Source organism: Rhodococcus sp. NPDC049939, from assembly GCF_040656415.1.
GTDB lineage: Bacteria > Actinomycetota > Actinomycetes > Mycobacteriales > Mycobacteriaceae > Rhodococcus_F.
This window is the reverse complement of sequence record NZ_JBFAMC010000004.1, coordinates 377,088-392,041: the sequence shown is the minus strand read 5'-3', so window position 1 is coordinate 392,041 and position 14,954 is coordinate 377,088. Positions and strand designations below refer to the sequence as shown.

At 63.3% G+C, this 14,954-nt stretch carries 12 protein-coding genes and 1 tRNA gene; 2 read left to right on the top strand and 11 right to left on the bottom strand.

The genetic code is table 11. The features are described 5' to 3' along the window. Positions 1-9: 9 nt before the first annotated feature. Positions 10-2,439 (bottom strand): phosphoketolase family protein, encoded by a 2,430-nt coding sequence (locus AB0I57_RS16770; RefSeq protein WP_358337425.1) that lies wholly within the window; start codon positions 2,437-2,439, stop codon positions 10-12. A gap of 166 nt (positions 2,440-2,605) precedes the next feature. Here AB0I57_RS16770 and AB0I57_RS16765 point away from each other — a divergent pair. Continuing rightward, positions 2,606-2,681, top strand: a tRNA-Arg gene (locus AB0I57_RS16765). Between the two features lie 434 nt (positions 2,682-3,115). Further along, positions 3,116-4,036, top strand: a complete 921-nt coding sequence (locus AB0I57_RS16760; RefSeq protein ID WP_358337422.1) for an SMP-30/gluconolactonase/LRE family protein — start codon at positions 3,116-3,118, stop codon at positions 4,034-4,036. A 238-nt stretch (positions 4,037-4,274) separates the two neighbouring features. Here the strand turns inward: AB0I57_RS16760 and xylA are convergent, their stop codons facing one another. The 10 genes from xylA to AB0I57_RS16710 form a co-directional block, all read right to left on the bottom strand. Then, entirely contained in the window at positions 4,275-5,468 is a 1,194-nt protein-coding gene (xylA, locus tag AB0I57_RS16755; protein WP_358337572.1) for a xylose isomerase, read from the bottom strand. Between the two features lie 454 nt (positions 5,469-5,922). Next, on the bottom strand, positions 5,923-6,744 hold the full coding sequence (locus AB0I57_RS16750) for a mycofactocin-coupled SDR family oxidoreductase (RefSeq protein WP_358337420.1): 822 nt from the start codon (positions 6,742-6,744) through the stop codon (positions 5,923-5,925). A 63-nt stretch (positions 6,745-6,807) separates the two neighbouring features. Continuing rightward, positions 6,808-7,629 carry a mycofactocin-coupled SDR family oxidoreductase gene (locus AB0I57_RS16745; RefSeq protein WP_358337418.1) on the bottom strand — a complete coding sequence of 274 codons (822 nt, stop codon included), beginning with the start codon at positions 7,627-7,629 and terminating at the stop codon, positions 6,808-6,810. Between the two features lie 566 nt (positions 7,630-8,195). Beyond that, positions 8,196-8,984: an SDR family oxidoreductase gene (locus tag AB0I57_RS16740; RefSeq protein WP_358337415.1), complete on the bottom strand. Its 789-nt coding sequence runs from the start codon at positions 8,982-8,984 to the stop codon at positions 8,196-8,198. 10 nt (positions 8,985-8,994) lie between these two features. Continuing rightward, positions 8,995-9,978 (bottom strand): NADPH:quinone oxidoreductase family protein, encoded by a 984-nt coding sequence (locus tag AB0I57_RS16735; RefSeq protein WP_358337412.1) that lies wholly within the window; start codon positions 9,976-9,978, stop codon positions 8,995-8,997. 67 nt (positions 9,979-10,045) lie between these two features. Beyond that, positions 10,046-11,173, bottom strand: a complete 1,128-nt coding sequence (locus AB0I57_RS16730) for an acyl-CoA dehydrogenase family protein (protein ID WP_358337409.1) — start codon at positions 11,171-11,173, stop codon at positions 10,046-10,048. After that, entirely contained in the window at positions 11,170-12,360 is a 1,191-nt protein-coding gene (locus tag AB0I57_RS16725; RefSeq protein WP_358337406.1) for an acyl-CoA dehydrogenase family protein, read from the bottom strand. Before AB0I57_RS16725 ends, AB0I57_RS16730 begins: the two co-directional genes overlap by 4 nt. A gap of 8 nt (positions 12,361-12,368) precedes the next feature. Beyond that, positions 12,369-13,118: a 3-oxoacyl-ACP reductase FabG gene (gene fabG / locus AB0I57_RS16720; RefSeq protein ID WP_358337403.1), complete on the bottom strand. Its 750-nt coding sequence runs from the start codon at positions 13,116-13,118 to the stop codon at positions 12,369-12,371. A gap of 26 nt (positions 13,119-13,144) precedes the next feature. Beyond that, positions 13,145-14,179, bottom strand: coding sequence for a phosphotransferase family protein (locus tag AB0I57_RS16715; protein ID WP_358337401.1), 1,035 nt, complete (start codon positions 14,177-14,179; stop codon positions 13,145-13,147). After that, positions 14,172-14,954, bottom strand: a complete 783-nt coding sequence (locus AB0I57_RS16710) for an SDR family oxidoreductase (protein WP_358337398.1) — start codon at positions 14,952-14,954, stop codon at positions 14,172-14,174. Before AB0I57_RS16710 ends, AB0I57_RS16715 begins: the two co-directional genes overlap by 8 nt.

Genomic DNA, 14,954 nt, shown 5'->3' with positions numbered 1-14,954 from the left:
CCACCCGCCTCAAGACCACGTCCAGTCGCGCACCTCGGGCATGTCCTCGAGGTGCGCGACTGTGTATTCGCCGTGCCGCTCGAGTTGGTTGAGGCAGAAGTCGGCGAGTTCGACGGCGCCCGCCGGTTCTGTTCGCGCCCGCCGGATTGCTTCCAATGCCAAGTGGTAGCGGCTCATCCTGTTGAGCACGACCATGTCGAACGGCGTGGTGGTGGCGCCCTGCTCGCTGAAGCCGCGAACGTGGAACCGCTCCGGATCGGGACGTCCATGGATCAGTTCATGGACGGCACGCGAGTACCCGTGAAACGCGAAGACTACGTCGGTGCCTTCGGTGAACAGGTCGAGGAACTTCCGTTCGGTGAATCCGTGCGGATGCTCGGTGGGCGTGAGCAGCCCCATCAGATCCACGACGTTGACCACCCTCGTGACCAGATCCGGCGTGTATTCACGAAGCAACTGGGCAGCCGCAAGGATCTCCTGAGTCGGAACATCTCCCGCCGCGGCAAGCACGACATCCGGTCCGGTGTCGGCACCCGACTCGGTACCCGCCCATTCCCATACCGAGGCCCCGGCCGCGCAATGTGAATGCGCCTGGTCGAGCGTCAGGTACTGCAGATGCGGTTGCTTGTCGACGACGATGAGGTTGACATGGTCGGTACTGCGCAGGCAGTGGTCGGAAATCGAGAGCAACGTGTTCGAATCGGGTGGCAACCAAATCCGGACGACATCCGGCGCAAGCGGTATGACGGAGTCGATCATGCCCGGTCCCTGATGGCTGAAGCCGTTGTGGTCGTTGCGCCAGCACGTGCTGGTCAACAGAACGTTCAGCGACGCCACCGGTGACCGCCACGGTAGGTCGATCGCATGCTGGATCCACTTCGTGTGTTGGATGAGCATGGACACACTCACCATCGCGAAGGCTTCGTAGCTGGCGAAGATCCCGTGTCGCCCCGACAGCAGGTACCCCTCGAGCCATCCCTCGCACAGGTGCTCGCTGAGGACTTCCATCACCCGCCCTTCCGCCGACAGTCCGTCGTCGTATTCGGTAATGGGTAGCTGCCAGCAGCGCTCGGTCACCTCGAATACGGCGCCCAGTCGGTTGCTCGACGTCTCGTCGGGGCAGAACAGCCGGAAAAATCCCCCGCCGTCGGGTGTGGTGGTTTCGGTATAGAGGTCGCGGAGCAGTTCGCCGAGCACGCGAGTCGTCTCGTGCATCGTGGCGCCCGGTTTCTCGATCGGGAGCGAGTACTTCTCGAGCGGCGGTATGGGTAGGTCTTCTCTCAGGCGTCCTCCGTTTGCATATGGGGACGAACCCATCCGCTTGTCGCCCTGCGGCGCCAGATCCTCGAGGTCCGCGACGAGCGTGCCGTTCACGTCGAACGAATCTTCCGGAGCGTACGAACGCATCCACTGTTCGAGTTGGTGAAGGTGGGCCTCGTTCTCCCGGACTCCGGACAACGGAACCTGATGAGCGCGGTGCGTTCCCTCGATGAGCACGCCGTCGACAATGTGCGGACCGGTCCAGCCCTTCGGTGTCCGCAGCACGATCGCAGGCCACCTCGCGGCGCCGCGTTGGCCGGCGTGCGCATCACGCTGATGTCGTCTCGCCCGGGCCTCCTGCTGCATTTCGGTGATCGTTGTGTGCGCATCGCGCAGGGCCCGATAGAGTGCGCGGAAAACCGTGCGCGGGTCGTCGCCCGCCACGACGGTAGGCGCCCATCCCTGCCCACTGAGGAATCCCTCGATGTCGGCGTCGCTGCTGCGGCCGTAGACCGTGGGACCTGCGATCTTGGCACCGTTGACGTGCAAGATCGGCAATACCGCACCGTCGCGTTCGGGATTGAGGAACGCAGGTAGTTTCCACGAGGCACTGAGCGGTCCCGTCTCGGCCTCGCCATCACCGATGACGCACGCTACCAACAGATTCGGATGGTCGAATGCCGCTCCGGCGGCGTGCGCGAGGGCATAACCCAACTCACCTCCTTCGTGGATGCTGCCCGGTGTCTGCACGCTGACGTGACTCGGAATTCCGCCAGGCGTCGAGAACTGTCTGCACAGTCGGTGAATTCCGGCAGCGTCGCGGGACACCGCGGGATACACCTCCGAATAGGTTCCCTCCAGGTACGTGGCAGCAACGAGAGCGGGTCCGCCGTGACCGGGCCCGGTCACGAAGAGACAATCGGTGTCCGTCCGGCGGATCAGACGGTTGAGGAGCGAGTAGACCATCGACAGCCCCGGACTCGTCCCCCAGTGTCCGAGAAGCCGGGGTTTGATGTGTTCTGGGCGCAATGGCTCACGCAGAAGCGTGTTGTCCCGCAGGTAGATCTGCGCAACGGTGAGGTAGTTGGCCGCCGACCACCACCGCAGATCCAGATCAAGATCTCCATCGGCGTACTGCTCGCCCAGGCGATCCGAGCCGCCACTCAGTGAATCGACCATTCTCGACCCCTCCCGAGGGTTCCCGAGTGTCTCTGCTCCTACGACACTAGGCCCGCGCGCGGCCTCATGAGGATCGAGCCGACGTAACCCGGGACCGATTTGGTCCGTACCGCCACACATACGCTACGATTAGCCAGCCCAATCGGTACACCGGTTTCTCCGGTGCGCCCCCGTAGCTCAGGGGATAGAGCGTTCGCCTCCGGAGCGAAAGGCCGCAGGTTCGAATCCTGCCGGGGGCACCACGGAAACCGCGTCGCATTTCGCATCGCGGCCCTTCTTTCTGGTGTTGCCAGTTTCCCGACTGATCTCCTCTTGTCTCGCCCGAGATCTGCAGCAGTGTCGGCAGGCGCCGGCCAGATCGATTCTGACGCTGAACCCGGTCAGTCTCGGAGTCATCGCGCTCGAGCGACACAGACAGCGACGCCTGCCGATCCACCCCCTGCGCATCATTCCTTGACACGGCCAGAAGAACGGATGACACCCGTGTCCCCCGATCAGGGGACACCAGCGTCAACAAACCAAGGCCCCTGTCGCGTCGACGACACCGGAGAACGACATGCTCCACTGCCCGGCGACCTCACCGATACGCATGAGCAGATATCGGTGAGTTGATAGGGAGTGTTGCACTAGTCTTTAACAGCGAAGAGCCTGATCAGACCAGACACGAGGAGAGGGAATGGTCGAGATCGAGTGCTTGTGGGAGTGCAATGACGGACTTGGCGAAACTCCGATATGGGTTGCCGAGGAGTCGTCGCTTTATTGGGCCGACCACGTCGGACCACTAGTCGATCTCAACGGTCCACGAAAGCCCTCGATTCGCCGGCTGAACTTGACCACCGGCGAACGGACGGTGTGGCCGATGCCGGAACAGGTCGGTTCGTTCGGGTTCCGCGAACAAGGCGGCTTGATCGGGGGCTCGAATTCGGGATTCTGTGCGATCGACTTGGAGAGTGGCACCTTCGAGCGCATTTTCGACCCCGAACCAGACAGGCCGTTCAATCGTCTCAACGACGGCAAGATTGATCGCCGCGGGCGGTACTGGTGCGGAAGCATGGACGGCAAGCTCAGCGACGAGTCGTCGTACCTTTACCGCTTCGACGCTGATCACTCGTGCCGAAGGGTTGCCGAGGACTTCAGCTTCATCTGCAGCAACGGCATCGCATTCGATCCCGAGGACACGCGAATGTACTTCGGCGACACCAAGGGCGGCATGATCTACGTGTTCGACTTCGACATCGACGAGGGCCACATCCAGAATCGTCGGCCGTTCTTCTCTGTTGCAGACTACGCACCCGCACCTGCGATCGTGGACGGTGCCACGGTCGACGTCGAGGGCTATTACTGGTTCGCTCTCAACCTCGGCGGAAAGATCCTCCGAGTGGCCCCAGACGGACGCCTGGACCGAGAAATCGAGATGCCGGTCCGCACGCCCACATGCGTGGCGTTCGGCGGCGATGGCTTCGAAACACTCTTCGTCACCTCGCAGCAGTCCTTCGCAACCCCTGAGGAATTGAAGCAGCACCCGCAACCCGGCAGCGTATTCGCAGTTCACGGCCTGGGAGTGCGCGGTCTTCCCGAACCCAGATTCGCTGGCTAGAGGACCAATTCCCCAAGGTCAAGTCGAATTTCCCTGCGGCGCAGCCGACCACTGATTGATCGGGCCCTGGAACTGTTGGTCTCGTGCTGCCAATCGGACGCCAGTTGCGCGGTGTTGCGTCGACGGGGTGATAGACGTTTGTATAAAAGCCTTTCTCCCCTTGCGGTTTGACCGAATCCGACATCCAGCAGCTCCGGAGCACGGCAGCGCTCCGGAGCTGAGCTCGGAGCGTTCTTGGCTATCGGGCGCCCATCAAGTGTTCGAGTGCAAGCTGGTTCAACCTCACGAAACCGAAGCCTTTTCCGCCGAAGTACGACTGCGCGTCGAAGTCCTCGTATGCACTGCGGTCAGCGATGAGGTCGCTGTACGTTTCGCCTTCTCCCAAGGTGGGCGTCGACAGCTCGGCAACTCTCGCGGCTGACATGGCCTCGATGACCTCCGGGTCGGACCGAAAAGCTTCAGTCCGCTGTTTGAGTAACAGGTACATCCGCATATTGAAGGCGGCCGATTCCCAAACACCGGTCATGTCTTCGGTCCGGCTCGGCTTGTAGTCGAAATTCTTGACGCCCGTGTAGCACGGTCCGCCGAGCGGACCACCGTGTTCGAGAAGGTCGACCAAGGAGAAGGCATTCGCGATGTCCCCATGCCCGAAGACAAGATCCTGATCGAACTTGATGCCCCGCTGTCCATTCAGATCTACATGGAAGAGCTTGCCATGGTCGAGGGCCTGTGCGACCCCGTGCATGTAGTTCAACCCGGCCATCTGTTCGTGTCCGGTCTCCGGATTGACCCCGAACAAATCAGGCCGCTCGAGAGTGTCGATGAAGGCTAACGCGTGTCCGACCGTAGGGAGCAGAATGTCTCCCCGCGGCTCGTTGGGCTTGGGCTCGATCGCGAAGCGAAGCTGGTAGCCATTGTCGACGGCATAATCGGCCATCAGGTTGGCCGCTTCACGATACCGTTGGAGCGCCGCAAGAACGTCTTTCGCGGAGTCGTACTCGCTCCCCTCCCTACCGCCCCACATGACATACACCGGTGTCCCGAGTTCTGCCGCCAGATCGATGTTGCGGAACACCTTACGCAAGGCGAATCGGCGGACCGCGCGATCATTGCTGGTAAATCCCCCATCCTTGAACACAGGGTGGCTGAACAGGTTCGTCGTGAGCATCGATGCAACAACTCCCGTCGACGCCAAGGCTTCACGTAAACGCTCAACCGCACGGAGCCGTTCAGATTCAGCGCATCCGAAGGGGAACAGGTCCTCCTCATGGAAGCTCACTCCATATACACCGAGTTCGGCAAGCCGTTCGATTGCCTCAACCACGTCGACTGGAGACCGGGTGGGGGATCCGAACATGTCGCGCGCTGTCCAACCCACCGTCCACAACCCGATAGAGAATTTGTCCTCCCGCCGGGGGGTCAAGGCCCGCATTTCCTCTGTTGACGGCAATGTTGTCGCTATCGACACGGTGAACCTCCTTGAACATCGGGGCGATGTCGCCCTGCTTTGATCGCGATCCTGTCGATCAGGTCCCAATTCTCGGGTTTGATACCTGTTCTTCGGGGCTGGGACGCTCCGGCCCCAAGCGATCTTTACTCTGCCCGATGCGTCTCTGTGATCTCTGTCCCCCGATTGGCCCAAAAACAGAGGACACCGCTGTCCCCCGATTGGGGGACGCAACTCGATGGCGATTGGGGGACGCAACTCGATGGCAAATAGCTGAGATCACAGGCGAAGAGAAGAGCGGACGAGGCCTGCCGAGACCAGCGACGCGGGCAGGAGATATTGCTCGGATTCTCGAGCGGCGAAGAGCGTGTCGGGGAGCTCTGGCGAAGCTGTGTTATTCACAAGCCTCGGCTTCTCCACGCCGACATCGACTCGGTTTCTATCTCACTCCGAATCCGGCGTCGATCGGAAATTCGATTCCTGTGATGTAGCGCGCTCGGTCGGAGACCAGGAACTCGACGACGGCACTGACATCCTCGGGTTCGAGCCGCGATACGTCCATGAGGTTCAACAGGTCGTACTGACTTGGCACGCCTTGCTCAATGACCCTTTGGGCAGCGTCGTTGTTGAGCATCACGGTATCGACGCTGATGGGTTCGACAGCGTTGACACGGATACCCAATGGGCTGAGCTGCAGCGCGTAGCTGCGCATCAATCCGATGACGCCATGCTTGCTCGCAGCATAGGCGCGTGCCGCGGTCGAGAAGTCCAACATCTTGGCCGACCTGCTGTTATTCGATCCGGTGACCACGATGGACCCACCGTCACCGTGCGCCAGGATGTGAGGAACGGTGGCCTCGAAGGTATTCCACACACCCGTCAGGTTGACGGCAATCGTGTCGTCGAAGACCTGCCTGGGTGCGCAGTCGATGGGTTCCCACGAGATCACACCGGCATTTGCAACGACGATATCGAGTCGGCCCAGCTCGGCGACAGCGTCCCCGACCGCGGCAACCATCGCCGCACCGTCTCGGACGTCCGCGATCTTGGTGACACACCTACGCCCGGTCGCCTGCACCTCGCCGGCGGTGTCCTTCAAGTCCGCCTCACTGGCAAGCGGATAGGGCACGCTCGCGAGATCAGCGCAGATGTCGATGACGATCACGTCCGCGCCGGCCCTGGCGAGCGCAATTGCGTGGCTTCTGCCCTGCCCGCGAGCGCCACCTGTGATGAGTGCGACCTTGCCTTCGAGAGTGCTCATTTACTTGCTTCCTTTGTCCTAGAGTGTCGCCTGGATAAGCCCATCGGCAGGGCGACCCGGCTCCTACCTCACGCCGAATCCGGCGTCGACCGGAAATTCGATTCCTGTGATGTAGCGCGCTCGGTCGGAGACCAGGAACTCGACGACGGCACTGACATCCTCGGGTTCGAGCCGCCACACATCCATGAGGTTCAACAGGTCGTACTGACGCGGCGCCTCCCCCTCGAGGACTCTTTGCGCAGCCTCGTTGTTGACCATCAGTGTGTTGACACCCATGGGTTCGACAGCGTTGACACGGATACCCAATGGGCTGAGCTGCAGCGCGTAGCTGCGCATCAACCCGATGACGCCGTGCTTGCTCGCGGTATACGCGCGGGTCGCGGTCGACAAATCCATCATCTTGCCCGACGTACTGTTTATCGATCCGGTGACCACGATGGATCCACCGTCACCGTGCGCCAAGATGTGAGGAACCGTGGCCTCGAAGGTATTCCACACACCCGTCAGGTTGACGGCAATGATGTCGTCGAAGACCTGCCTGGGTGCGCAGTCGATGGGTTCCCACGACGTCACACCGGCATTTGCAACGACGATATCGAGTCGGCCCAGCTCGGCGACGGCGTCCCCGACCGCGGAGACCATCGCCGCACCGTCTCGGACGTCCGCGATCTTGGTGACACACCTACGCCCGGTCGCCTGCACCTCGTCGGCGGTGTCCTTCAAGTCCGCCTCACTGGCAAGCGGATAGTTCGCGATCGCCAGATTTGCGCAGATGTCGATGACGATCACGTCCGCGCCGGCCCTGGCGAGCGCAATGGCGTGGCTTCTGCCCTGCCCGCGAGCACCACCCGTGATGAGTGCGACTTTGCCTTCGAGCGTGCTCATCAACCTGCGTCCTTCGTCCTCGAGTGCCGCCTGGGTTACTCCAACTGCAGGTCGGTCGAGGTTTCGTCTCTCTGGCCTCGGTTGAGGTCGGGCCGGCGAGTGCAGTGCAGTGCAGTGCGACATCACTATTTCGTTGGCCTCACATGTGAGTGCTGTGGCATGGCTCACACGTAGCTGCCGAGTCTAACCAGGTTTCGACCGCCTGGCAGCCTCGGAGTTGGACCCAGCCACCTCTGACAGACCGGGCAGGCACTCCCGTTCCGCGCACCACGTGACCTCCGAACCCGCACACCGTCTGACATCTGGGTGTGGAGTTCTCCGGCGGCGAGTCTTCGGCGAGTTCGCCGATCCCCGTGGCGCTCCAGGCCTCCTTCGAGACACGAAAGAGCTGACCGCCACGGGTCGGATTCGACTGCACTAAAGCACGTTTCGAGTCAGGTACGGTCTCAACTGAACGAGTGTCTCGGCGTACAGGCGAAACTGCGGCCAGTCGTCGTGCCCTCTGGTATCCGTTACGCCACCGCCATCGATCTTCGCCGCGACAGCTGCGCGATTCGTGGCGTTGCTCAGCGTGTCCCCGAGATCCCGCCGTCCACTGGGATAACCGTGCCGGTGAGGTAGGCCCCCGCACGCGAGGAAAGGAAGATCGCGGTACCCGCCACGTCCTCCGGTGTGCCTACACGACCGAGCGGAACCGAACCCTCAACCGCTTTCCTGCTCTCCGGATCATCGAGGAAGTAGGACATCATCTTGCTCGGAAAAGGGCCGGGTGCAATGGCATTGACGGTGACACACTGCGGAGCCAGTGTCGCAGCCATCTTGCGGGTGAGCATGTGGACCGCTGCCTTACTTGCCCCGTAAGAGAAGTTGTCGGTGGCCGACACCACGATGCCCTCGACCGAACCGATGTTGATGACCCGGGCGGGGTCACCGTCGGTCGCCGCCGCGCGCAGTCGCGGCAGCAACTTCTGCGTCACCGAGAACACACCCTTGACGTTGATGTCGAAAATCTTGTCGAACCCCGAGTCGGGGAACTCGTCGATCGGAGCGCCCCACGTCGCGCCCGCATTGTTCACGAGCACGTTCAACTGCGGGGTCACCTCCTTCACCTGGGCAACGAGACTGTCTACTCCCTCCGCCGTCGAGAGATTCGCGGGATGGGCGAGGCACGTCCCCGGACCCACGGCAGTCAATTCCTCGGCTGCGACCGCGCAGGCATCCGCCTTGCGTGACGAGATGATCACGGTCGCGCCCGCCCGCACGAAACCTTCCGCGATCATCCGCCCGATGCCTCGAGAACCCCCGGTGACGACGACGGTCTTGCCAGTGACGTCGAACAACGGCCCAGAATTCACGGAGCCCGCCTCAGGGCTGGAACACGACGCGACCGACAGTGCTGCCGTCACCTAGACGGCCGAGTCCCTCGGCTACATCCGCAAGCGAGAGTCGCTCACTGATGAGCGGCTTGATCGCACCGGATTCTGCAAGCCGGGTCAGTTCCTCGTGACAGTCGGCGATCGCCTGTCGGTTGTATGCGTTGTACAGACCCCAGTGAAGCCCGATGATCGAATAGTTCTTGATCAACGCGTGGTTGAGCCCCGGCGTCGGAATAGTGCCGCCCGCGAAGCCGATGATCAGGATCCGTCCCTCGAAAGCGATGCATTTGGTGGACTTCGTGTAGGCATCGCCGCCGACCGGGTCGTAGACGACGTCAGCCCCGCGGCCGTCGGTGAACTCCTTGACCAGTGGTACGAAATCATCGGTGTGCCGGTCGATCACGAGGTCGGCCCCGAGCTTGCGACAATACTCGACCTTCTCGGGACCTCCGACGACGCCGATTACCTTGGCTCCTGCGGCCTTGCCCAGTTGCACTGCGGCGCTACCGACTCCACCCGCGGCAGCGTGCACGAGCAGCGTCTCGCCCGGCTTCAGCTGTGTTCGTCTGTGCAGAGCGAACCAACTCGTCTGGTACCCGATGGTGAGTGCGGACGCCTCGGCATCATCGAGCGCGGCTGGAGCTGCGAACGCGTTGGACTCGCTCATCACGGCCATCTCCGCGAAGCCGCCTGCAGGCAGATTCGGTCCCCCGACCACCCGGTCGCCGACTGCGAAGCGGGTCACGCCGTCACCGACGGCCAGAACCTGACCGCACAACTCGACTCCGGGTGTGAACGGCAGCGGAGGCTTGACCTGATACTCGCCCCGGCACATGAGGACGTCCGGGAAATTCGCAGGCACGGCAAGGACCTTCACCACAAGCTCGCCCGGACCGGGAGTTGGGTCCTGAATTTCCTCGAGCCGAAGCGCGGTGCGTGGTTGACCGAGTTCGTTGATGCGCCAGGCCTTCATCTTTTTCTCCTCGATGTAAGTGCTCGGGTTGAAGTATGTGCTCGGGGGCGTTGGTGCCGACGATCGATCATGCAGGCAGGTCGATCAGGGTGGCCAGATGCGCCCGGTGGCGGTAGGGGGTCCCGAACGCCAGCTGGTCGCTCTTCGCCCTCTTGAGGTACAGGTGCGCGGGATATTCCCATGTCATACCGATCCCCGCGTGCAGCTGGATGCACTCCTCGGCGGCGTGAACGGCGACATCGCTGCAGTATGCCTGTGCCAGCGCGGCTGCGATCTCTGCATCCGAGTCACCTCGGGCGTAGGCGTCCGCGGCGTATCTGGCCGCCGCCGTGGCCGAAGTCACCTCGAGCCAGATATCAGCGATACGGTGCTTGATGGCCTGGAACGAACCGACCGCGCGGCCGAACTGCTTGCGTTCCTTGACATAAGCGAGCGTCGTCTCGAAGCACCATTGCGCGAGTCCGAGTTGTTCGGACGCGAGAAGTGCTGCACCTGCGCCGAGAGCGGCACGCACCGCCTCGTCCGCCGTGCCGCCGTCGGCACCAGTGGACGCCGTGCCGCCGTCGACACGGGTGGACGCCGCGCCGTCGAACACCACATCCGACAGCGGTCGGGTCATGTCCAGCGAGAGGACCTGCGTCACGCTGACGCCGGCTGCGCCTGCGCTGACGGTATGGAGTTCGAGTCCTTCGGGTCCCTCGACAGGGACGACCAGGATGTCAGCCTCCGGTACGCCCGCGACGCTGGTGACGGTCCCGACCAACGTGTTCGCCTCCCGACGGACCCTGGGGGCGAATCGCCCCGGCGGGGTCGCGAGTCCGACCGCGAGGGCAGCCGTGGTGGCACCCTCGGCGAGCGCGCCGACCGTCTGCTCGTCTCCCGCCTCCAGCAGCGCAACGGTGGCAAGTACGGCGCTGGACAGGTACGGAACGGGCGCCACAGCGCGCCCGACTTCCTCCATCACCACGGCGGCCTCACGCGCACTGGCTCCTGCGCCTCCGAGCGACTCGGGTACGAGTAGACCAGCAAGTCCGAGGTCGACGGCTAGAGACTTCCATATCCCGGTGAAGTCAACCGATTCCTGGTCGTACGCTTCTGCTACCAGCTCTGGTGGACAGCGATCGGCGAGCAGTCGGCGGACGCTTTCGCGCAGCGCATCTTCGGTGTCTGAGTACAGCAGGTCTGCGGTGCTCATCGAGGCAAGTCCTTCCACGCGATGTTCTTGTCGACGCGGTGCTCCGGGGGAAGTCCGAGAACGCGTTCTGCAATGACGTTGCGCAGGATCTCCGACGTTCCGCCCTCGATCGAGTTGCCCTTCGCGCGCAGGTATCGGTATCCGGGTTCGCGTCCGGTGAAGTCGACCTTGTCGGGTCGGCGCATGGACCAGTCGTCGTACCGCAGTCCCGCCTCTCCGTTCAGTTCGATCTCGAAGCCCGAGATGGTCTGCGCCAGCCGGGCAAAAGCCAGCTTCATGGCAGATCCCTCCGGGCCTGGATGGCCGGCCTCCAGTTGTTGCCGCAGGCGTTCACCGGTCAATCGGGCGACCTCCGCCTCGACCCACAAATGGAGCAAGTCGTCGTGCATCGCATCATCACGCAGTTCCGGGCATTCCCGCCACGTTCGAGCGACCACTCCGATCATGCCGCTTTCGCGAGCAGCAGCGGCACCACCGATTGCCACCCGCTCGCTGTTGAGGGTTGCGGTAGCCACTTGCCACCCCTGCCCCTCGTCGCCGAGCCGATTCGCATCGGGAATGCGCACATCGGTCAGGAAGACTTCATTGAACTCGGCTTCACCGGTGATCTGGCGCAGCGGCCGAACATCGATGCCGGCATCGCTCATGTCGCATAAGAAGTAGGTGAGCCCGGCGTGCTTGGGCACAGATGGATCCGTCCGAGCCACCAGAATGGCCATCTGCGCGTTTTGCGCCCCCGACGTCCACACCTTCTGCCCGTTGACGATCCAGTCGTCACCGTCTCGAACCGCACGCGTCGCGACGGCAGCGAGATCGGAGCCCGCCCCCGGCTCGCTGAACAGTTGGCAGTAGATGTGCTCACCGGTGTATATGGGGCGCAGGTACTTCGTCCGCTGCTCCGCGGTCCCGAAGGCGGCAATGGTTGGCGCGGCCATGCCCAGCCCGATTCCGTTACGGTCCTTGGCAGGTCCGGGCGCACCCGCCGCCGCCAGTTCGGCGTCGACGCGCGCCTGGAAGCTTCGCGGAAGACCGAGACCTCCCAGGCCTGGCTGGAAGTGGACCCAGGCCAGACCGGCGTCGAATCGGGCGCCGAGGAACTGTGTGGCATCGGAGAGGTCGTTCTGCTCGAGAAGAGCAGCGACGCGCTCGCTCAGGTCTCGTGCAATTGTCTGTTCGTCCGTGGTCATGAGCGTTATCAGTCCTTTGGTCCACCGGCCACGTAGATGACTTGCCCGGACACGAACCCCGCACCCTCACTGGAAAGGAACGAAGCTGTGGCAGCAATGTCCTCTGGCTGCCCGACGCGATTGACCGGGATCTGCGCGGCGGCTGCTTTCTTGAAGTCCTCGAAGCCGACGCCCAATCGTTCGGCGGTGGCAACAGTCATCTCGGTCTCGATGAAACCCGGAGCGATGGCGTTGGCCGTCACACCGAACTTGCCCAACTCCAACGCCAACGTCTTGGTGAAACCCTGCATACCGGCCTTGGCAGCGGCGTAGTTGACCTGCCCGCGGTTGCCGAGCGCAGACGTGCTCGACAGGTTGACGATGCGACCGAACTTGGCTTCCACCATGTGCTGCTGCACGGCCCGCGACATCAGGAATGCGCCGCGCAGGTGCACGTTCATCACGGCGTCCCAGTCATCGACGGTCATCTTGAACAACAAGTTGTCGCGGGTGATTCCCGCGTTGTTGATCAAGATCGTCGGGGCTCCCAGTTCGTTCACGACGCGCTCGACGGCTGCCGTGACAGACGCCTCGTCGGCCACATTCGCACCAACCGCCAGCGCCCTGCCACCGGCGGACGTGATCGCGTCGACCGTTGCACCGCAAGCAGACTCGTCGAGGTCGAGCACGGCGACGGCGTTGCCGTCGGCGGCCAGTTTCTTCGCCACCGCGGCGCCGATTCCGCGGGCCGCTCCGGTGACGATTGCTGTTCTGGTCATGTGGCCCTCCTGGGCAGATTGTGTTGTCAGATTCCGGCTTGGGCGGCAACCTCGCACGCCTTGGCCACGATTTCGTCGATACGGTCGGCAGTCGGCGTTCCTGCCGCCGCCCGATTTTGCGGTTCGTCCCGCGCTCTACGCATGACGCCCTCGGCAATGACCGCGACCTTCCACAGTCCGAGGGCATACCAGAACCCTAGTGCCCTCGGGTCGCGCCCGGTGGCGTCGAGATACACCGCGGCGATCTCATCGCGACTGGGGAAGCCGTCGAGTGTGGACGCAGGGAAATCGCCGCCGGTCTTCTCGCCCGATGCGGGCCAGTATGCAAGTAGGCTGCCGACGTCGGCGAGTGGATCGCCCAGAGTGCACAGTTCCCAGTCCAGCGCCGCAGTCACCTCGCCCGTGTCGGTAGAGGTGATCACATTCCTCAGGTGGAAGTCGCCGTGCACCAGGGTGAGTTCCCGTTGCTCAGGCGCTGAGGCGCCGAGTCGCCGCGTCAGGTCGTCGAGCGCCGGCAGGTCGCGGGTCTTCGACTTCTCCCATTGTCCTGACCATCGCTTGAGCTGACGCTGGGCATACGATTTGTGGCTGGCCAGATCGACCAGTCCCGTCCGATCGAGATCGACGGCATGAATCTTCACCAGGGTGCGCGGCAGCGACAGGCCGATCGCCCTGCGACGCTCCGGTGTCAGCGACTCTGCGATGGACATTCGATCCACCACCTGACCGTCGACGAACTCCATCAGCAGGAGGGGGACGTCGGTCACCGCCGGATCATCGGTGAGTCCGAACACCCGTGGTGTCGGAACTGCCGTGTCCTCGAGCGCGGACAGGACCCGGGCCTCCCTTGCCACGTCATGCGCCGACGCAAGCAGGTGCCCGAGCGGCGGGCGCCTGAGCACCCACCTGTTGCCGGCCTGATCCTGCACGAGATAAGTGAGGTTGGACTGACCGAGGCCGATCCGGTCGAAGGTCAGCGTTCCCGTGTAGTCGACGCCGAGGGTGCCGATCCATCGGCTCACCGCGTCGGTGTCGAGGCCGACGATGTCGAGGCTAGACACCGAGCCCCGCTCCTTGCCTGAACGAGTGCACGTCGCCGAGCAGTTGACCACCGTCGATCGTCATCGTCTCACCGGTGACCCAACTCGCGGCGTCGGACACGAGGAACGCAACCGCGGCAGCGACGTCCTCGGGTTCCCCGATGCGTCCCAATGCGGTCGCTCCCGCCACGGCCTGCTCATGTTCGCGCCACAGTGCTTCGGCGAGCCTGGTCCGCACGACACCCGGTGCGACGGCATTGACACGCACCTTCGGCGAGAGTTCCATCGCCAGTTGCCTCGTCACATGGATGAGCGCGGCCTTGGATGCGTTGTACAGACCGATGTGCGCCTCATGGGCCATGCCGCCGATGGACGCGGTGTTGACCACTGCGCCGCCATGCTCGCCCATCCAGGCCCGGGTCGCCAACCCCGTCCACAGCACCGGGGCCCACAGGTTCACGTCGAAGACTTTGGCGAATCGCGCATGGTCCTGATCGATCAGAGGGCCGTACGCGGGGTTGGTTCCCGCGTTGTTGACCAGGATGTCCAGGCTGCCGAAGCGTTCGAGTGTGGTGTCGATGCACCGTCGGGCGGCGTCTTCGTCGACCGCGTGGGCGCCGACTCCGATCGCCGCACCCCCGACCTGACCTGCCGCGGCCTCGGCGGATTCCTGGGAACGGGAGGTGAGTACGACGTTGCCACCGGCTGCGGCGATCGCGTGCGCGACGGCCAGGCCGATACCCCGAGAGGCACCGGTGACGATCGCAGTACGACCGCTGAGGTCGAGTCCGGCCAT